Origin of the sequence: Cryobacterium sp. CAN_C2 (assembly GCF_015751745.1) — a bacterium.
Lineage (GTDB): Bacteria > Actinomycetota > Actinomycetes > Actinomycetales > Microbacteriaceae > Cryobacterium.
The window spans coordinates 258,305-275,865 of record NZ_JADOUX010000001.1 but is presented as its reverse complement, the minus strand read 5'-3'; the positions used below and the strand labels follow the sequence as shown (position 1 = coordinate 275,865).

The window sequence follows — 17,561 nt, the reverse complement described above, 5'->3', positions numbered from 1 at the left end:
TCGACACGTGAAAATTCTTAATGCCTTCCGGTTTGGACTCGTCGGAACCCTGGGCGTTGGGCTGGGCTTACTGATCATCACCTCGGTGATCACCCTGCAGACGATCATCATCTATGTCGGGGCCGCGCTGTTTATTGCGCTCGGCCTCGACCCGGCCGTGTCCTGGCTGGAGAAGAAGAAATTTCCGCGGTGGGCGGCGATTCTCACCGTGGTCACGGCCGTACTCGGAGTGCTCACGGCGGTCATTTTTGCGATCGTTCCGATCATTGTCGACCAGGTGTCCAAACTGTCCAAGCTCATTCCGGAACTCGTGCGGGCGGTGAACACCTCCACCTTTCTGAGCGACCTCCAGAAGCAGTTCCCCGGCCTCGATATCGCGGAGCTCACCAAGACGATCACCGACTTTCTCGGCGGAAACCTCACCAATATCACGGCGACTGTCGTTCAGTCGGGGCTGGCCTTTGTCAACGGCCTGTTCGGTGGCCTCATCATTCTCATTCTCACGCTCTACTTCACGGCCTCCCTGAACAACATGAAGCGCGCCACCTACCAGCTGGTTCCCGCGTCCAAGCGTGAGCGCTTTACCAGTATCAGCGAGCAGATCACCACGGCGGTCGGTCGGTACATTGTGGGTCAAGCCGCGCTGGCATCGTGCAACGGTGTGCTGAGCTTTATCTTTCTGTCGATCATCGGGGCGCCGTTTCCGGCGTTGCTCGCGTTCATCGCCTTCCTGCTGTCGTTGATTCCGCTCGTCGGTACGATTTCGGGCTCGGTCATCATCGTGCTGACCTGCCTGATCCCTGAGATCGGCAGTTCACCGCAAACAGCCCTCGCTGCGGCGATCTACTATCTCATCTACATGCAGGTCGAGGCCTACGTGCTCAGCCCGAACATCATGAACCGCGCCGTGTCCGTGCCGGGCGCGGTCGTCGTGATCGCCGCCCTGGCCGGCGGCAACCTGCTGGGTATTCTCGGCGCCCTGATCGCTATCCCGGTGGCCGCCTCGGTCATCATGATCGTCAAACAGGTCGTCATCCCCCGCCAGAACGAGCTCTAGCCGTCGATTGAGCGTTGCACGTGCCGCGACTCACGCTCAGGAAGCGACGGGCAGCGGCGTCGCCCACTCGGTCGGCAGCGGCAACGCGCCCGGGTTGACGGTGGCGACGATCTCGGTGAGCACCCGGCGGCTGAGGTTTTCGCCAACCCACAGGTGTTTGCCGCCCTCGACCGCGACGAGTCGCAGGTCGGGCACACTCGCGAACCGTAGACGGGCAGCATCCGGTCGCAGGTAGTCGTCGAACTCGGGGATCACGGCCACCAGGGCGCGTTCATTGCCCGCCCACGCCGCCAGTTCGTCGTTGGACGTGCTGTGCAGCGGTGGTGACAGCAGGATGGCCCCGCGGATTGGATGCTCCAGACCGTACTTGAGGGCGAGCTCGGTGCCGAACGACCAACCGACCAACCACGGGTTGGGCAGATGGCGCTCGGCGACAAAGGCCATCGCCGCGGCGACATCGGCGCGTTCGGTCAGCCCATGGCCGAAATCACCGTCGCTCGTGCCGCGCGGCGACGATGTGCCTCGAGTGTTGAATCGCAGCACGGCCAGATCGGCCAGGGCGGGCAGGCGGTTGGCCGCCTTGCGCAGTATGTGCGAGTCCATGAAGCCCCCGGCGGTGGGTAGCGGATGCAACGTCACGAGCGTCGCGATCGGCGCACGACCGACCGGGGTGGCCAGTTCGCCCACCAGAGTGAGTCCGTCGCTGGTCTGCAATTCGATGTGCTCGGTGATGGCGGGCAGTTCGATGCCGCCACGGATCTCGATCGGCGGGGTCACTGGTGCTCCTTCGGTTGCGGGGGTGTGCTCGCGGAGGCAGCTGTCCCGGGTCACTTGATCTTCCAACAGTGGGTATGCCAGTGCCGCCGGTTCGACAGGTCGGCGGCGTCGCCCAGCACCCCGTCGCCGCGCCAGGTGACGATATGCGCTGTTCCCGGCACGATGTCGAGGGTACAACCGGGGCACAGATAGGTTTTGACCGCCTGCTTGGCGGGAACCGGCTGCACGTGCCACAGGCCGTCACGCCGTACCTCGCTGCGCCGCCACCCCGCGAGCAGGTGATTCAGATCGACGGTCTCGTCGCCGCCGCCCTGCTGCTGGGCTCTGCGGCCTCGGGGTCGATTGCTGCGCGCCATGGTTCCAGTCTAAAGTGCCGGTCGGTGGACCAACACCCGGCTGAGAGCCAGCGCGTACCTAGTACCAACCGGAAGCCTGGGACTTCGCCCACGCGCCGCACGGTGTGCCGTAGCGGCCGGTGATATAGCCGAGGCCCCATTCAATCTGGGTTCCGGCGTTCGTCGCCCAGTCCTCGCCCGCGGTCGCCATTTTGGAGCCGGGGAGGGCCTGCGGAATTCCGTAGGCTCCGCTCGAACCGTTCTGGGCGTTGACGCGCCAACCCGACTCTTTCTGCCAGAGCGAGACCAGGCAGTTGTATTGGTCTTCGCCCCAACCGCGAGCAGCCACGGCGTCGTAGGCGTAGGCCTGTGCCGAGCCCGGATCGGGCACGGCAGCCGACGGTGCGATGAAGCTCTGGGTCTTCTTCGGGGCAGGGATGACAACGGGAACCGGTTTGGGCTTGTCGGTGACGGCATAGCCGTCTCGGGTGATGGTGTTGGTGTAGCTGCCGGCCACAAGCACAGCCTGAGCCGGGCCGCCATCGGTCGTGCTGCCGGCGATTTGAAAGTACGGTGACGCCGTGGCGCCCGAGTAGGGATCAACCACGGTGACAAGCACGAAAGCGAAAGCGGCAGAGAAGCCAAACAAAAAGTGCGCCGGCTTCACCCGACGTCGGGTGCGACGAACAAGCGGCCGGGCTGTGGCCGGGACGGTGTCGATTGCTTTCAAATGCCTACCCATTAGTAATCGACCCTAGCCCACAAATTTGATACCAGCCGCGTAACAGTGATCAAATCAACGGACCGCGAGCATGACATCGACGACGCTATCCAGAACGAGGTCGACCTGCGCTTCGCGGTATCCTCCCCGTTCCGGGCGAAAGACGGCCGTTCGCACGTCGTCGACGGTGAGCTCCCGACCGTCTTGAAAATACCTGACCAATTTGTTCGCGAGGCGGTCGACATCCACTCGCCTATAGCCGACCGCTAGCACGCTCGTGCGTGTGAAACGGTGCCCGGGCGCGCGGCTGAGTCGAGCGACGAGCACGGCGGCCGTGCCTTCGGCCTCAATCATCCACGCCTGCTCTCCCCCGGCCCGGGTCGCCTGATCGCGTTCCCGGGCCGCAAAGGCGTCTTCGAGTCGTTCCAACGCCGCATCGACGAGCTCGGGAGAGTAGCCGTCCTTGTGCATCGAAAAGGCGGTATGACGGATGCCTTCAGCCGTCAACGTTAAACCGGTGCGGGTCGCTTCCCCCTCGTCCTTGTGCGCGACTGAGGCGTGGATGGCCTCGGTGCCGTCGGCTGCACGTGGCGGCGCCCCGAGCGTTTCAGCGTCGATCTCGTCACCGGCGGCAATCCCATCGACCGACTCGACGGCACCGGTATCGCCGTCGATCTCGTCGTGGCGTGCATCGGGGTGGTCGGGCTGGTCGTACGCGCGGCGGGCCGCTGCCAGGAACGCTTCGACCTGGGTGACGTTATAGCCGAGCGACTTCTTGCCCACTCGGGGAAATATGGTGCTCATAGCCTCATTGTCTCGTACGGGTTTCGTGGGGAAAGAATCGAGCGGGCTCACGCAAACACCAAATACAGCGCGTAAGCGGCAGCGGCCGAGGGCAGAATCGAGTCGATTCGGTCGAGAAATCCGCCATGTCCGGGCAGCCACGAGCTCATATCTTTGATGCCGAGGTCACGTTTGATGAGAGATTCGGCCAGATCACCGAAGGTGGCCGTGAGCAGAATGACCGATCCGAAGACCAATCCGAACCACCACTCCTGATCGAGCATGAAAATCGACAGCAAAACGCCGGCGATAATGCAGATCAGTCCAGCTCCGATGAAGCCCTCCCACGTTTTCTTCGGGCTGATCGACGGGGCCATCGGGTGCTTGCCGAAGTTGAGTCCGCTGACGTATGCACCGGTATCAGCCGAGATCACCAGGATCAGAAAAGCGAGGGTCCACCACTGTCCGTGTGCCTGAGCCACGAGCAGCACGGCAAAGCTCGCGAGAAAGACGACGTAAACCTGAATCAGAATGCCGCCGCCCACGTCACCGACGATGGAACGAACCGAGGCGCGATGCGACGGAATCACGAGCAGGGCCAGGCGCCACAGGCCGACCAATACGATGCCGCCGAGCATGACCAGCCATTGGCCGGTCGCCCCGCCGTAGAAGGCGGCCGGAACGATCGCGACCGCGGAGATGATCACGGGGATGCGTGGCACGTTGCGCCCAGCATGCCGCAGGGCTTGGGCGAGCTCGAAGGCGCAGAATCCAACAATCACGACCGCAAAGATCATGAAGAGCTCTTTGATGATGATGAGGCTGACCAGCATGGAGCCGCCGAGCACGAGCCCGATCAGAATGGCCAGAATGAGGTTGCGCCCGGTGCGCGCTTCGATGCGCTCGTTTGTTGCATCGAGTTGGGCGCGCGTGGCCTGCACCTGGCGCTCGAAATCCGCCTTGGTGGTCTGCACCTGACGTTCAAAGTCAGCGCGCGTGGTTTTTACCTGCGCCCGGAACTCGGCACGACTGACACCGCGACCGCGTTTGGGCGGCTGGTCGTTCCCCGGTTTCTCGGTCATCTGATCGTTCCCTAGATCTCGAGGAGTTCGGCTTCCTTGCGCTTGAAGGCGTCGTCAATGCCGTCCACGTGGCTCTTGGTGATCAGCTCGAGCTCTTTCTCGGCACGACCGACCTCGTCGTCGCCGACCTCGCTCTTGAGCGCGTCGAGCTCATCCTTGGCCTTGCGGCGAATGTTGCGCACCGAGATGCGGGCATCCTCTGCCTTGGCCTTGACGATCTTCACGAATTCCTTACGGCGTTCCGTGGTGAGTTCAGGGAGGGTGGCCCGAATAGTAGTGCCGTCGTTGCCGACGTTGGCGCCCAGATTCGGGGTGTCGCGGATGGCGATCTCAATGTCGCGCAGCGCTGCCTTGTCGTAGGGACCGATGAGCATCGTGCGCGCTTCTTGGTTTTGCAGCGACGCCAGCTGTTCCAGAGGGGTCAACGTGCCGTAGTAGCTCACCAGAATTTTCGCGAACATTTGCGGGTTGGCGCGGCCCGTACGCACGGTGCCAAAATCGTCTTTGGCGGCTTCGAGGGCCCGGTTCATGCGCGCAGTGGCGTCGGAAAGAACATCCGCGATCACGGTGACTCCTTAATTGGTGGTGAAATAATTCTAGTTGGAGACGCGAGTGCCTAGATCGGTGCCGAGAATGGCAGCGGTGACATTGCCGTCGGGGACCATGCCAAACACCTGCATGGGCATGTGGTTGTCCATGCACAGGCTGAACGCGGTGGAGTCGACCACTTTAAGGCCGCGCTGCAGGGCTTCCAGGTAGGTGATGTGGTGAATCTTCTGAGCATCGGGGTTGGTGCGGGGGTCGTCGGAATAGACGCCGTCCACGCCGTTCTTGGCGACGAGCACCACGTCGGCGTCGATTTCGAGGGCGCGCTGCGCAGCGACCGTATCGGTCGAGAAGTAGGGCAGTCCGGCTCCGGCACCGAAGATGACGACGCGGCCCTTCTCGAGGTGACGTTCAGCTCGCCGAGGAATGTACTGCTCAGCGACCTGGGTCATCGAGATGGCTGACTGCACTCGGGTCTCGGCACCAGCCTGTTCGAGAAAGTCCTGCAGGGCGAGGGCGTTCATGACGGTGCCGAGCATGCCCATATAGTCGGCACGCCCGCGGTCCATGCCGCGCTGGGAGAGCTCGGCGCCCCGAAAGAAGTTTCCGCCGCCGACGACGATGGCCACTTCGACCTGCTTGGCGCCCTCGGCGATCTCCCGAGCCAGCGAGCTGACGACATCCGGATTCACACCGACGGCGCCGCCGCCGAAGGCCTCGCCGGACAGTTTGAGAAGCACCCGGCGTTTCTTGACGACCGCGGCGGGGTTCAGCGGGGTGGTGTGGGTCATGGACGTACTGGCCGTGTCAGTCATGTCGTGCGGGGCCTTCCGAGATGGGGTGCTACCAAACTACCAAGTGCGCGAGTGCACCCCACCCGGGGCACACACACAAACGGAGGCCGGATCGCTTTCGCAATCCGACCTCCGTCATTTTTTGTTAGGCGCCGACCTTGAACCGGGCAAAGCCCGACACGGTCAGTTTTGCGTCGTCGAGAACCTTCGCGACGGACAATTTGTTGTCCTTGGCGTAGTCCTGTTCGAGCAGTGCGACCTGCTTGAGGTAGGCCTTGACTCGTCCCTCAACGATCTTGGGCAGTGCCGCTTCCGGCTTTCCCTCATTCTTCGAGATCTCGGTGACGATCTTGCGCTCAGTCTCCACGAGATCAGCAGGAACATCGCTCGCCGCCAGGTACTCGGGGTTCGCGAATGAAATGTGCTGGGCCACGCTGCGAGCGGTCTCCAGGTCGACTCCGGAGAAGCCGAGAACAACGCCGACCTGCGGGGGCAGGTCCTTGCTGGTCTTGTGCAGATAGATCGAGAACAACTCGCCGGTGACGGCGGCAACACGGCGAAGTTCGAACTTCTCACCGATAATGGCGGCTTCGCCGTCGATGAGCTCCGCGACGGTCTGGGTTCCGGCCGGAGCGGCCAGTCCGGCCAGAACGGTGGTCGCGCCGGCGGCGGCGATCGCGTCGAGAACCTTGTCGGCCAGGACGACGAACTTGTCACCCTTCGCGACGAAGTCGGTCTCGCAGGCGAGCTCGATCATGTACGCAGTTGTGCCTATTTCCTTGGCAGCGACCAGTCCCTCAGAAGTGGAACGGTCAGCGCGCTTGGCGTTGCCCTTGGCACCCTTGAGACGAAGGATCTCGATGGCCTTGTCCATGTCGCCGTCAGCTTCAACGAGGGCATTCTTGGTGTCGACCATTCCCGTGCCGAGGTTCTCGCGAAGAGCCTTGACGTTTTCAAGTGTGAAGTTTGCCATACCGGGTTCCTTACTTGGTCTCGTCGGCAACAACGGCCGCGTCATCGGTGTCAGTAGGGGAGACGGCAGCCAGGACGGCGGCAACGTCGGTGTCGGCGACAGCGTCGGCGATGGTGGGCTCTGCAACGACGGCCTCGTCGGCGACGACAGTAGCGTCGGCAATCTTTTCGGTCTCGGCAGAGGACTGCGCCGGGGTGGTCTCGGCGTCGGATGCCTGCAGCAGTTCAGCTTCCCACGCGGCGAGGGGCTCAACTTCGGCCTCCGGCTTGGCGTGGCGCTGGATGAGGCCTTCGGCTGCGGCGTCCGCGATGATGCGGGTCAGCAGGCCAACGGATCGGATGGCGTCGTCGTTGCCCGGGATCGGGTACTGCACGTCGTCGGGGTCGCAGTTGGTGTCGAGGATGGCGATAACGGGGATGCCGAGCTTGCGAGCCTCGTCAATGGCGAGGTGCTCCTTATTGGTGTCCACAACCCACAGGGCAGACGGGGTCTTCGTGAGGTTACGGATTCCGCCGAGGCTCTTGTGCAGCTTGACGAGCTCGCGCTTCTTGATGAGCATTTCTTTCTTCGTGAAACCACTCTTGGCGGTGTCGTCGAAGTCGAGCTCTTCGAGTTCTTTCATGCGCGCCAGACGCTTGGAAACGGTCTGGAAGTTGGTGAGGAGGCCACCGAGCCAGCGCTGGTTGACGTAAGGCTGCCCCACGCGCTGCGCCTGCTCGGAGATGGATTCCTGAGCCTGCTTCTTCGTGCCGACGAAGAGGATGGTGCCGCCGTGGGCAACCGTCTCCTTGACGAAGTCATAGGCCTTGTCGACGAACCCGAGCGACTGCTGCAGGTCGATGATGTAGATACCGGACCGCTCGGTGAAGATGAAACGCTTCATCTTCGGGTTCCAACGGCGGGTCTGGTGCCCGAAGTGCACGCCGCTGTCAAGCAGCTGGCGGATGGTTACGACGGCCATGTGCCGTGCTCCTGTTCTGGTGCGTGCTCGAAAGCCACACCAATCGGTTTGTGCAATGATCGGTCGATCATCGCTCCTGGTGCCCGGCACACGTCCGCCCTGCGTCACGAAGTTTCTCGTGAGGCGGGACCGATTGGACATGGCGGCCAAATGGGCACGCGTAGTCAGCGCACGAAGCGCTGCTTGGAATAGCGTATCACCGCCGAGGCTGCTGGTGCGACCGGCTCGATCTCCGGTTGGCCGTCCGGTATATCCTCCGGCAGCCTCCTCCTGCAGCCTCCTCCTGCAGCCTTCTCCTGCAGCCTCCTCCTCCTGCACTCTTTTCCTGCACTCTCCTCCACAGGCCCGGCACCGTGGATATGAACACGGATCCGCTCGATCCCCCGCCGAGGCCGAGGCCGGGCGGCAAGGTGGGGTCATGCAGAACCTACGCGCGCTGGCGGCATGCGCTCTCATTATTGTGATTGTGGTTCTTGGTGCGGGATCGGCGTCGGGTGCCGCGCCGGCCGGGCCACCGCCCGGTGCCGCCCCGACCAGAGCGGATGACTGGCGTTGGCCGCTGTCGGAACCGCACGTGATGATCCGGGCGTTCGTAGCGCCGGAGTCACGCTATGCGAGCGGTCATCGCGGGATCGACCTGGCGGCCCTCGCGAACGACGAAGTTTTTGCTCCGCACGACGGCGTGGTGTCGTTCGCGGGGCACGTTGTTGATCGACCCGTGCTGTCAATCATGCAGCCGGGTGATGTGATCACGACGGTGGAGCCCGTAGACGCCCTCGTCACGATGGGAGATCGGGTACGCGCGGGACAGGTGATCGGCACCGTGGCAAGCGGCGGTCATTGCCCGCCCGGGTGCCTGCACCTCGGGGTGCGCCTGCACGGGTGGTATGTGTCGCCGCTGCTCTTTCTCGGGAATCTACCCCGAGCGGTCTTGCTACCGGCTGTGCCGTGAAGATGGCTGTGCTCTGATGCCGGTGGCTCTGCTCTGCCCTGCTCTGCTCTGCTCTGCTCTGCTCTGCTCTGCTCTGCTCTGCTCGGAACTGTGCCACCCTTGGGCCGGGTCAGGCGCGGGGGTGGGCGAGCCCATAGCTGCCTTTGAGGCGTTCCGCCGATACGTGAGTGTAGATCTGGGTGGTACCGAGGCTGACGTGGCCCAGCAGTTCTTGCACCGCGCGCAGGTCGGCCCCGCCATCGATCAGGTGGGTGGCAGCCGTGTGCCGTAGGGCGTGCGGTCCGGCCGGACCGGTGCCGGGAATCGCGGCAAGCAGGGTCGCGACGAGGCGGTAGACCCCCCGCACGCCGAGGCGCTGGCCCTGGCGACCGAGGAACACCGCGGTGGTGTTTCCTGCTGGAGTGGTCGCCGCTGTCAAGTTTGGTGCTGTCAAGTTTGGTGCTGTGGCTCTCGACGGTGCCGCTTGACCCGCGAGTGTCTGCCGGGCCTGGCGCAGGTAGTCAACGACAGCACGCTGCGCCGGAACCCCGAAGGGAACCACGCGTTCCTTCGCGCCCTTGCCGGTAACCCGCACGGTCAACCGGTCAAGGTCGACGTCGGTGAGATCGAGGCCGACAAGCTCGGAGACGCGTAGCGCCGAGGCGTAGAGCAGTTCCACGATGGCTCGATCCCGCAGCGCGAGCGCCTCTCCCCCAGCGGCGCGGACCGCCAGCAGGTCGAGCAGGTCGGTCATTTGGGTGTGGGTGATGACGCGCGGCAGGGTGCGTCCCGGCTTCGGCGAGCGCAGGCGCGCCGCCGGGTCGGTGCTGTCATCGTGGCTGCGCGCGAGCCAGGCGGTGAGGCTGCGCGCCGACGCCGACCGGCGGGCCAGGGTGGCCCGGGCCAGGCCGGCCTGGGTGGCGACCCACAGCCATTCCCGCAGGAGTTCCAGGCTCAGATCAGCGGATGTTGTGGCGCCGCGGTCGGCAGCAAACCCGGCCAACTGGTGCAGGTCGGTGCGGTAGGCCCGCACGGTGTGCGCCGAGAAGCCGCGCTCGGCGTTGAGGTAACGCAGAAACTCGTCGATGTCATCGCTCAGGTGCACGGGTTCAGTTTCTCTCGCTCGTCGTCATTGTTGTCGCGAAAAGGCCTGCCGGCGGTCCTCGGGAGAGAGGGCGGCCAGCTGATCGACGTAGTCGGCTGGAAACTGCGCGACGGCCGCGAACGCCCCGATCGGCAGCTGCGAGTGGGTGATCTGGTCGGCGTAGACGTGCACGAGGTTGAGCGTCTGGCCGCCGTTCACCCCGGTGAGTTCACGGTCGGGAGCGCTCAGATCCATCGTGTAGCAGGTGGCCGCCGCGACTGACACCGGGATGCCGGCGAACAGGCCCTGAGTGGAATAGTGCAGGTGCCCGCCGAGAATGGCCCGCACATCACTGCCCGCCAGAACGGCGGCCAGTCGCGGCTGGTCTTGCAGCTCAAGCACGCTCATCAACGGCAACGGGGTGGGAATCGGTGGGTGGTGCAGGGCCAGAATCGACCCGTGGCGGGCGGGGTGTCTGAGCGCGTCGGTCAGCCAGTGCAGTTGATCGTCGGTAACTTCGCCGTGGTGATAGCCGGGAACGCTCGTGTCGAGGACGATGATGCGCAGGCCGTCGAGGTCGTGCACCCGGTCGACGGGCGCATCGAGCACACCCGACTGTTCTTCGCGGAGGAGCACGGTACGAAACGATTCACGTTGGTCATGGTTGCCCATTACCCAGATGATCCGCGCCTCCCACTGGGCAGCGGCAGCCTCCACAATGCCGCGAATGCGGCGGTAGGCATCCGCTTCGCCGCGATCGGTCACGTCACCGGTGAGAATGAGGGCATCAGGGCGGATGCCCGAGCGGTGCAGATGCTCGAGGGCGCGGTGCACGGTGTGATCGGTATCGACGGCGCCGTAGAGGGCCAGGCCATCCGCGAGAAAATGCGTGTCACTCAGATGAACGAGAATCTTCTCAGCGGGTACGTACTGGCCCAGCTGCACGGCTGCCATGGTTCACCTCTCGTCGGGTCTTCAGACTACGTGCCCCCACCGACAGCGCGCTCAGGACACAGCCCCCACCACTACAGCCGCCGTCGACGTGGCCGTTTCCGCCGCTGTCTGCACCGACGAAGCGAAAGACCGCGAGAATCTGATTCAGAACACCGGGAGCACCGACACCGTGTTGTCGCCGGAATTAACGATGCCGACCTTTCTGCCGTCCGGCGTGACGGCAAGACTCGACGGGGCACGCCCGACCGGGATGCGGCTGAGCACCCGGTTCGTTGCGGTGCTGACCGTCACGATGGTGTTGTCGTCTCGGGACAGAACGTAGAGTTTGGACCCATCGGGGCTCACCTCGAGGTCGCCCGGTGCATTGATGGCGATGCTGGCCCGCACCCGGTTCGTCGCGATATCAATGACCTCGACGGCATTGGACGGCCCCGTGAAAAGGTCTCGTCCAAGGCTCGCATAGACCGTCTTGCCGTCGGGCGACGGCGCCGACGCGACCGGCGGATGCGAGGTGGTGAACCGATTGGTCAGCAGCCGATTGGTCGCGGTGTCGACGATGAGGATGGAGTAGTCGTCGCCATTGCTGACGTACACCTTCGTCTGGTCGGCACTCGGCGTCAGTTCACTCACCGAGGCGAAGGCGAAGATCGGCTCAGCGAGCGAGCGGCTGGCGATCGTGACCACGGTAATCTCCGTCAGCGTCGGGGAGTTGCCGATGTACAGGGATTTGCCGTCGGGGGTGGCCACGAGGTCTCCGCACGTGCCGGTCTTGAAGGAGTACGCGACGGTGTTCGAGGCGATGTTGACTGCGTACACCTTTAAATCGGTGCAGCTGCTCACGAACAGCTGCTTCTGGTTGGCCGACACCGCCAGCCCGATCGGGTTGCCGCCCACCGGAACGGTCGCGACAACTCTGCCCGTCGCTGCGCTGATGACCGATACCGTGCCCGCCCCGGAGTTGGCGACATAGGCCCAGCGGCCGTCGGCTGTCACCACCAGTTTGCGGGGACTGGCACCGACGGCAATGGTGGCCGGGGCGACGAGCCGGGTCGGAGCGCTCGCCTTCGAGACCGTCTGATATCCGGCCTTCGTGCCGGTAACGGTAACGGTGACGCGCTTTCCCACGTGTGTGTTCGAGGGAGTGAAAACGGATGCGGTCGCCCCGGGAACCGTCACACCACCCACCATCCAGCGGTAGGACAGCGCCACCGGGGCCGGTTTCCAGGTACCCGGCGAGGCAGTGAGTCGCCGGCCGGCCTGGGGTATACCGGCGATCGTCGGTACCGGGGTCGCAGTGAACTGGCTGGCGGCGCCTGCGCTCGCGGCGATCGGGCTGGCGGCGGCTTGGCTCAGGGCGCTCGCCGCGGGAGCCGCGAGCGCCGTCGGTGCGGAAACCAACACCGCCGCCGCGACCGTCAGAACTGTGAGTGCGAAGCCTGGGCCTCGTTGACGGATGGGTACCTGTGCGCTCATGACATCCACATCTCTGCAAAATAATGACAATCAAAAGGGGCGGGGCGGGTGGCGATGTTGGGGTCACAGTAACCCCGAACGCAACCGGCGACAAGGGGCAGACCTGACCGCGCGGGACTACCATGGCGGCATGTCTGCTCAGCCGGATGCCTACACCGCGGCTCTGGAGCGTGCAATGGTGCACGCCCAGACCTGGCTCGCGTCGTTACCTTCCCGCCCGGTCGGCCCCCGCGTCGACGCCGATACTCTGGCCGCCCTGTCGGCCGGCCCTCTTTCCTTCTCGCCCACCGCCGCGGCCGACGTCATCGATGAACTCGCCGCGTTCGCGGAGCCCGGGCTCATGGCGATGCCCTCCGGGCGGTTTTTCGGCTGGGTGATTGGCGGCACCCTGCCCGCCGCCCTCGCTGCGGACTGGTTGGTGAGCGCCTGGGATCAGAATGCCGCCATGCGCTTCGCAACTCCCACCACAGCGGTGCTGGAGGAAACTGCCGGGGGCTGGCTGCTCGACCTGCTCGGGCTGCCGCCGGATGCCGACGTGGGCTTCACGACCGGCGCGACCATGGCCAATTTCGTCGGCCTCGCCGCCGGCCGGCAGTGGGTGCTTGAGCAGGCCGGGTGGGACCTCGACCGGGACGGGCTGTCCGGCGCTCCCCGCGTGCAAGTCTTCGTCGGGGCGGAGCGCCACGAGGTCATCGATGTCGTCCTGCGCTATCTCGGCCTTGGTGCGCCGATCGTGGTGGCCGTCGATGACGATGGTCGGTTACGGCCCGACGCCCTGGCCGAGCTGATGGCCGCCGGCTCCGGCCCGGCCGTCGTCTGCCTGCAGGCCGGCAACGTGCATTCCGGGGCGTCGGACCCGATGGGCGCGGCGATCGACGTGGCGCGCCGGCACGGAGCGTGGGTGCACGTGGACGGAGCGTTCGGCCTGTGGGCGGCGGCCAGCCCGCGCTCCCGTGACCAGCTGGCTGGTCTGGACCGGGCTGATTCCTGGGCGACGGATGCGCACAAAACCCTCAACGTGCCCTACGACTGTGGGGTCGCGATCGTGTCCCGGCCCGCGGTGGTGCGACGGGTGTTCGGCCTACACGCGAGCTACCTCGTGGCAGCTGACGAAACTTCTGGAAACTCGGGCCCCGGTGACCCGTTCGAAAAGGTGCCCGAGCTGTCCCGCCGGGCCCGGGGTGTTCCGGTGTGGGCCGCGCTCCGATCGCTCGGCCGCGACGGCACCATCGCACTGGTCGACGGTCTCGCGGCGAATGCGCGGGCCCTGGCCGACGGCCTGCGGTCGCTGCCGGGCGCCCTGGTGCTGAACCAGGTCGTGTTCACGCAGGTATGCGTGAGTTTCGGCAGCGATGATCGCACCCGGCTGGTCACGCAGAAGCTGATTGCCGAGGGTTCGGCGTGGATGTCAGGGTCGCGCTGGCACGACCGGGATATTCTGCGCATCTCGGTGAGCAACTGGTCGACGGATGACGCAGACGTCGCGCTCTCCCTTGCTGCGGTGGCGCGGGCCTGTGCGGCCGCAGACGCCGATGCAGACGCCGACGCGGACACCGACACAGACGCCGACGCCGATGCAGACGCCGACCAACCGGCGGGCACGACCCCGCCCACCACCACCACTTCACACCGGGCGACAGACGATCGGAACTGACCCCGGGGTGTGGGCTCCGGGGTGTGGGCTCCGGGTGGGGGCTCCGGGTGTGGGCTCCGGGTATGGCCACCGGGACCATCGGTCAGCCGCGCAGCCTGGCTAACACATCCGGGGCATGCCAGCCGGGCTACTACAGCCGGCGCACCCAGCCAGACTCCCGCTCCTGGGCTGCCCCGTCGAGATCGAGACCGCCGAGTGCGCCGCGCACGGCTGCACTCGACATTCCGGCCCGCCGCGACAGGTCAGTGACCGTGCGCGGAGAACGACCGCTCAGTGCATCGAACACCCGCACCTGGTCGCTCGTGCGTGGTATCGGACCGGGCCCAGCATCGGTGTCGGGAAAATCCAGTGGCACCTGAATCGACCGCTCGCCGACGAGCTCGGCCATCTCGGTCGGGTTGGTCACGCAGACCGCGGCGAATTCGCGAATAAGACGGTGACAGCCGGCCGAGGTGGGGCTCGTGATCGGCCCCGGCACGGCGCCGAGCGGCCGGCCCAGGGCCGACGCGTGACCGGCCGTGTTGAGCGAGCCCGACCGCCAGCCGGCTTCGAGCACGACCGTCGCCGCACTCGCTGCGGCAATCAACCTGTTTCTCTGCAAAAAACGCCACTTAGTGGGTGCTGCCCCGCAGGGCAGCTCCGACACAACGGCCCCGGAGGCCGCGATGCGCGTGAGTAAGGAGTCGTGGCCGCTCGGGTAGAACCGGTCGACTCCGCCGGCGAGAAAGGCCACGGTGATGCCGTCGCTGGCGAGTGCGGCCCGGTGGGCCATGCCGTCGATACCATAGGCGGCACCGGACACGACGGCGAAACCGCGGTCCACCAGCCCGGCCGAAGCCTCCATGGCAATGTGTTCGCCATACCCGGTGGCTGCCCGGGCACCGACCAGCGCGATCGAGTTGGTCAGCGCGGCAAGGGCGCCGGGCACGCCGCGCCACCACAATGCGAGCGGCGCATGCCGCTCGAGGTCGTCGAGCGAGGGCGGCCAGAGAGCATCCGTCGCCAGGAGTAACCGGGTCTGCATGCGGGCCGCTTGCTGCAGCGAACGGATGACCTGGCCCGAGTTGAGCCGCGGCCGCCAGCGTTGCAGCCCCAGGTCGAGGGCCTGTTCCAGCTCGGCGCTGGTTTCGGCATCCGCTTCGGCGTTATCGGTGCTCGGACTGGCCGCAAAGACGACATCGGGCCCGCCCCGCTCGCCACCGAGCACATCGCGCACGAGCGCGCCGAGCCGCACCGGGCTCCACGACTCGAGAATGGCGGTCAGGGCCGCACCCGCGCCGAGGCTCGCCACGAGCAGGCCGGCCGTACCATCACCGGGTTCGGCGATGCCCGACCAGGCGGCGCGGGCGAACACCTCACCAGCGGTGGCCGGGTCGTCGTCGGCCGGTATCCCACCGCGCACGCCCGCGGCGAGCTCGCTCACCCGGGTCTCGTCGAGACCGAACAGCATCATGATGTCATTCCTTTGCGTAGGTAGAGGGCTTGGCCGACCTGGTCGGAGCCGGGACTGGTGAGGCCGTCGTAGTCGGCGAGGGTCCACGCGATGCGCAGCACCCGGTCGTAGCCGCGCATGGTGATTCCGCCACGTTCGAGCGCGCGATCGAGGCCCATAGTGGTGCTCGGCGCCAGTCGCACGGGTGCGCCGCGCAGCCACGGGCCCGGAACCTGGGAGTTCAGGGTCCAGGGCGTGCTGCCCAGCCGCTCGGCCGCCGCCGCACGGGCGGCGACCACCCGCTGCCGGGCGGTGACGCTCGTCATCCGCCGAGTGGTGGCGGCGAGGCGCAGCTGGGCGGAGGTGATGCGCTTGACGTTGAGCTGAATGTCGATGCGGTCCAGCAGCGGACCGGAGATGCGGGCGAGGTAGCGGCGGCGTGCGTTCGGCGGGCACGTGCAACTGAGATCGTCCGCCCCGTATTGCCCGCAGGGGCACGGATTGGCCGCCATCACCAGCTGAAACCGGGCCGGAAAATGAGCGACGGCGTTGGCGCGGTGGATACTGATCCAGCCGGATTCGAGAGGCTGACGCAGAGCATCGAGCACCGGGGAGGCGAATTCGGGGGCCTCGTCGAGAAACAGAACGCCGTGCGAGGCCTGCGACGCAGCCCCCGGCCGAATCTGTCCGCCCCCACCGCCGACCATGGCCGCGGCGGTCGCGGTGTGGTGTGGCGCTTCCCATGGCGGCCGGGTGATCAGGGCTCCGCCCAGTCCGAGTCCACTGAGCGAGCGGAGGGAGCTGACCTCGAGTGAGCTGGCCGGGTCGAGGTCGGGCAGCAGGCCGGGCAGCCGTGCGGCCAGCATCGTTTTGCCGGCGCCGGGCGGGCCGAGCAGAAACACGTGGTGCCCACCCGCCGCAGCGATCTGCAGGGCCAGAATGGCGTCGTCATTGCCGATCACGTCGGCCAGGTCGGGTTCGGCCGCCAGGCTCGTCGGCGGGGCCGCCACCATGATCGGGTCGACCGGTACGGGCGCGAGGCGGGCACCGTGCCAGATCGCCGCCTCGCGCAGTGACGCCACACCGATCACCCGAATATCGGGCACGAGTCGTGCTTCGGCCTCGTTGCCGATCGGTACCATCACCGTCGTGTGACCGAGGCGGGCGGCGGTCATGACCCCCGGTAGAATACCCGAGGTCGGCCGCAGCCGGCCGTCGAGAGCGAGCTCGCCGAAGTGCACAACCTTCCCGACCGATTCGGGCGAAACGGTGCTGTCGGCGGCGAGGCAGGCCAGTGCGATCGCAAGGTCGAAGCCGGCGCCGTGCTTGGGCAACGCCGCCGGCGACAGATTGATCGTGAGGCGGTGAATGGTGAGAGGGCATCCGCTGTTGGCGGCCGCGGCACGCACCCGCTGGGTCGCCTGCGCGAGGGCCGCATCGGGCAGGCCGATCAAAATCATGCCGGGCAGTTGCGCCGAGATGTCGGCCTCAACCTCGACGAGCGCGCCGGCCAGGCCGAGCAAGGCCACGGCGTGGGTGCGGGCGATGCCCATCAGAACACGCCCTGGAGGTGTTCGATGACCGGTTCGCGGCCGGCCGGGGCGATCACCGCGATGACGTCGAGCCGGATCTGGCGCGGCCACCGGTCGGCGTGCACACACCAGGCGGCGGCGAGGCGGCGCATCCGGGCGAGCTTTTTCATGGTGATCGCTTCAAACGGATGCCCAAAACTCAGGCCGCTGCGCGTCTTCACCTCGACGAAGACGACGGCCGCGCCCTTCTGCACGACGAGGTCGATCTCCCCCTCGGCGCACCGCCAGTTGCGGGTCAGAATCGTGTAACCGGCATTCTCCAGAAAGCGCGCGGCCTGCTCTTCGCCGAGCTTGCCGAGTTCGTCTTTGCGCGCCACGAGTGCCTCCGAACACCAGACTGCCCGCTCGCACAAGCGCTGGCCGGGCCGCCGCCGCATTGGTGGACAGCGGCGGGGCGCGAGCTCCTGTGGAG

18 protein-coding genes are annotated in these 17,561 nt (G+C 66.0%); 3 read left to right on the top strand and 15 right to left on the bottom strand.

What is annotated here, in order from left to right:
- Positions 1–7: 7 nt before the first annotated feature.
- The gene (locus IWX77_RS01335; protein ID WP_196842696.1) at positions 8–1,057 is read left to right on the top strand and encodes an AI-2E family transporter; all 1,050 of its coding nucleotides are present in this window, start codon (positions 8–10) and stop codon (positions 1,055–1,057) included.
- Between the two features lie 36 nt (positions 1,058–1,093).
- Here the strand turns inward: IWX77_RS01335 and IWX77_RS01330 are convergent, their stop codons facing one another.
- The 9 genes from IWX77_RS01330 to rpsB form a co-directional block, all read right to left on the bottom strand.
- Positions 1,094–1,822, bottom strand: coding sequence for an alpha/beta hydrolase (locus tag IWX77_RS01330; protein WP_196842771.1), 729 nt, complete (start codon positions 1,820–1,822; stop codon positions 1,094–1,096).
- 62 nt (positions 1,823–1,884) lie between these two features.
- Positions 1,885–2,190 carry a hypothetical protein gene (locus tag IWX77_RS01325; protein ID WP_196842695.1) on the bottom strand — a complete coding sequence of 102 codons (306 nt, stop codon included), beginning with the start codon at positions 2,188–2,190 and terminating at the stop codon, positions 1,885–1,887.
- Positions 2,191–2,248: 58 nt separating this feature from the next.
- Positions 2,249–2,911, bottom strand: coding sequence for a lytic transglycosylase domain-containing protein (locus IWX77_RS01320; RefSeq protein WP_196842694.1), 663 nt, complete (start codon positions 2,909–2,911; stop codon positions 2,249–2,251).
- Positions 2,912–2,965: 54 nt separating this feature from the next.
- Positions 2,966–3,694 carry a DivIVA domain-containing protein gene (locus tag IWX77_RS16895; protein WP_297414321.1) on the bottom strand — a complete coding sequence of 243 codons (729 nt, stop codon included), beginning with the start codon at positions 3,692–3,694 and terminating at the stop codon, positions 2,966–2,968.
- Between the two features lie 47 nt (positions 3,695–3,741).
- Positions 3,742–4,755, bottom strand: a complete 1,014-nt coding sequence (locus IWX77_RS01310) for a phosphatidate cytidylyltransferase (RefSeq protein WP_196842693.1) — start codon at positions 4,753–4,755, stop codon at positions 3,742–3,744.
- An 11-nt stretch (positions 4,756–4,766) separates the two neighbouring features.
- Positions 4,767–5,321: a ribosome recycling factor gene (frr, locus tag IWX77_RS01305; protein WP_092108831.1), complete on the bottom strand. Its 555-nt coding sequence runs from the start codon at positions 5,319–5,321 to the stop codon at positions 4,767–4,769.
- A 30-nt stretch (positions 5,322–5,351) separates the two neighbouring features.
- Positions 5,352–6,092, bottom strand: coding sequence for a UMP kinase (pyrH, locus tag IWX77_RS01300; RefSeq protein ID WP_196842692.1), 741 nt, complete (start codon positions 6,090–6,092; stop codon positions 5,352–5,354).
- A 148-nt stretch (positions 6,093–6,240) separates the two neighbouring features.
- Positions 6,241–7,068, bottom strand: coding sequence for a translation elongation factor Ts (gene tsf / locus IWX77_RS01295; RefSeq protein WP_196842691.1), 828 nt, complete (start codon positions 7,066–7,068; stop codon positions 6,241–6,243).
- A 10-nt stretch (positions 7,069–7,078) separates the two neighbouring features.
- Positions 7,079–8,029 (bottom strand): 30S ribosomal protein S2, encoded by a 951-nt coding sequence (gene rpsB, locus IWX77_RS01290; protein WP_196842690.1) that lies wholly within the window; start codon positions 8,027–8,029, stop codon positions 7,079–7,081.
- A 418-nt stretch (positions 8,030–8,447) separates the two neighbouring features.
- Here rpsB and IWX77_RS01285 point away from each other — a divergent pair, with 418 nt between their 5' ends.
- Positions 8,448–8,981, top strand: coding sequence for a M23 family metallopeptidase (locus IWX77_RS01285; protein ID WP_196842689.1), 534 nt, complete (start codon positions 8,448–8,450; stop codon positions 8,979–8,981).
- Positions 8,982–9,090: 109 nt separating this feature from the next.
- On the opposite strand, the gene IWX77_RS01280 is transcribed toward IWX77_RS01285, so the two are convergent.
- The 3 genes from IWX77_RS01280 to IWX77_RS01270 form a co-directional block, all read right to left on the bottom strand.
- A complete protein-coding gene (locus IWX77_RS01280) occupies positions 9,091–10,065 on the bottom strand; it encodes a tyrosine recombinase XerC (protein WP_297414312.1) in 975 nt (324 codons plus the stop codon).
- Positions 10,066–10,089: 24 nt separating this feature from the next.
- On the bottom strand, positions 10,090–10,998 hold the full coding sequence (locus IWX77_RS01275) for a phosphodiesterase (RefSeq protein ID WP_196842688.1): 909 nt from the start codon (positions 10,996–10,998) through the stop codon (positions 10,090–10,092).
- Positions 10,999–11,142: 144 nt separating this feature from the next.
- Positions 11,143–12,471: a YncE family protein gene (locus IWX77_RS01270; protein ID WP_196842687.1), complete on the bottom strand. Its 1,329-nt coding sequence runs from the start codon at positions 12,469–12,471 to the stop codon at positions 11,143–11,145.
- A gap of 130 nt (positions 12,472–12,601) precedes the next feature.
- On the opposite strand from IWX77_RS01270, the gene IWX77_RS01265 reads away from it, so the two are divergent.
- The gene (locus IWX77_RS01265) at positions 12,602–14,125 is read left to right on the top strand and encodes a pyridoxal phosphate-dependent decarboxylase family protein (protein WP_196842686.1); all 1,524 of its coding nucleotides are present in this window, start codon (positions 12,602–12,604) and stop codon (positions 14,123–14,125) included.
- Positions 14,126–14,255: 130 nt separating this feature from the next.
- On the opposite strand, the gene dprA is transcribed toward IWX77_RS01265, so the two are convergent.
- From dprA to IWX77_RS01250, 3 genes are read right to left on the bottom strand one after another with little or no spacing between them, the layout of a single operon-like run.
- Positions 14,256–15,578 carry a DNA-processing protein DprA gene (gene dprA / locus IWX77_RS01260; RefSeq protein ID WP_297414306.1) on the bottom strand — a complete coding sequence of 441 codons (1,323 nt, stop codon included), beginning with the start codon at positions 15,576–15,578 and terminating at the stop codon, positions 14,256–14,258.
- Positions 15,575–17,110, bottom strand: a complete 1,536-nt coding sequence (locus IWX77_RS01255; RefSeq protein WP_196842685.1) for a YifB family Mg chelatase-like AAA ATPase — start codon at positions 17,108–17,110, stop codon at positions 15,575–15,577. Before IWX77_RS01255 ends, dprA begins: the two co-directional genes overlap by 4 nt.
- On the bottom strand, positions 17,110–17,466 hold the full coding sequence (locus IWX77_RS01250) for a YraN family protein (RefSeq protein ID WP_196842684.1): 357 nt from the start codon (positions 17,464–17,466) through the stop codon (positions 17,110–17,112). The genes IWX77_RS01255 and IWX77_RS01250 overlap by 1 nt, the downstream gene beginning before the upstream one ends.
- Between the last annotated feature and the right edge of the window lie 95 nt (positions 17,467–17,561).

What these genes read in the sequence shown, in the direction of transcription:
- IWX77_RS01325 (WP_196842695.1), bottom strand. Translation starts at nt 2,190, where the DNA reads ATGGCGCGCAGCAATCGACCCCGAGGCCGCAGAGCCCAGCAGCAGGGC.
- IWX77_RS01320 (WP_196842694.1), bottom strand. Translation starts at nt 2,911, where the DNA reads ATGGGTAGGCATTTGAAAGCAATCGACACCGTCCCGGCCACAGCCCGG.
- IWX77_RS16895 (WP_297414321.1), bottom strand. Translation starts at nt 3,694, where the DNA reads ATGAGCACCATATTTCCCCGAGTGGGCAAGAAGTCGCTCGGCTATAAC.
- IWX77_RS01310 (WP_196842693.1), bottom strand. Translation starts at nt 4,755, where the DNA reads ATGACCGAGAAACCGGGGAACGACCAGCCGCCCAAACGCGGTCGCGGT.
- pyrH (WP_196842692.1), bottom strand. Translation starts at nt 6,092, where the DNA reads ATGACCCACACCACCCCGCTGAACCCCGCCGCGGTCGTCAAGAAACGC.
- tsf (WP_196842691.1), bottom strand. Translation starts at nt 7,068, where the DNA reads ATGGCAAACTTCACACTTGAAAACGTCAAGGCTCTTCGCGAGAACCTC.
- rpsB (WP_196842690.1), bottom strand. Translation starts at nt 8,029, where the DNA reads ATGGCCGTCGTAACCATCCGCCAGCTGCTTGACAGCGGCGTGCACTTC.
- IWX77_RS01285 (WP_196842689.1), top strand. Translation starts at nt 8,448, where the DNA reads ATGCAGAACCTACGCGCGCTGGCGGCATGCGCTCTCATTATTGTGATT.
- IWX77_RS01275 (WP_196842688.1), bottom strand. Translation starts at nt 10,998, where the DNA reads ATGGCAGCCGTGCAGCTGGGCCAGTACGTACCCGCTGAGAAGATTCTC.
- IWX77_RS01270 (WP_196842687.1), bottom strand. Translation starts at nt 12,471, where the DNA reads ATGAGCGCACAGGTACCCATCCGTCAACGAGGCCCAGGCTTCGCACTC.
- IWX77_RS01265 (WP_196842686.1), top strand. Translation starts at nt 12,602, where the DNA reads ATGTCTGCTCAGCCGGATGCCTACACCGCGGCTCTGGAGCGTGCAATG.
- dprA (WP_297414306.1), bottom strand. Translation starts at nt 15,578, where the DNA reads ATGATGCTGTTCGGTCTCGACGAGACCCGGGTGAGCGAGCTCGCCGCG.
- IWX77_RS01255 (WP_196842685.1), bottom strand. Translation starts at nt 17,110, where the DNA reads ATGGGCATCGCCCGCACCCACGCCGTGGCCTTGCTCGGCCTGGCCGGC.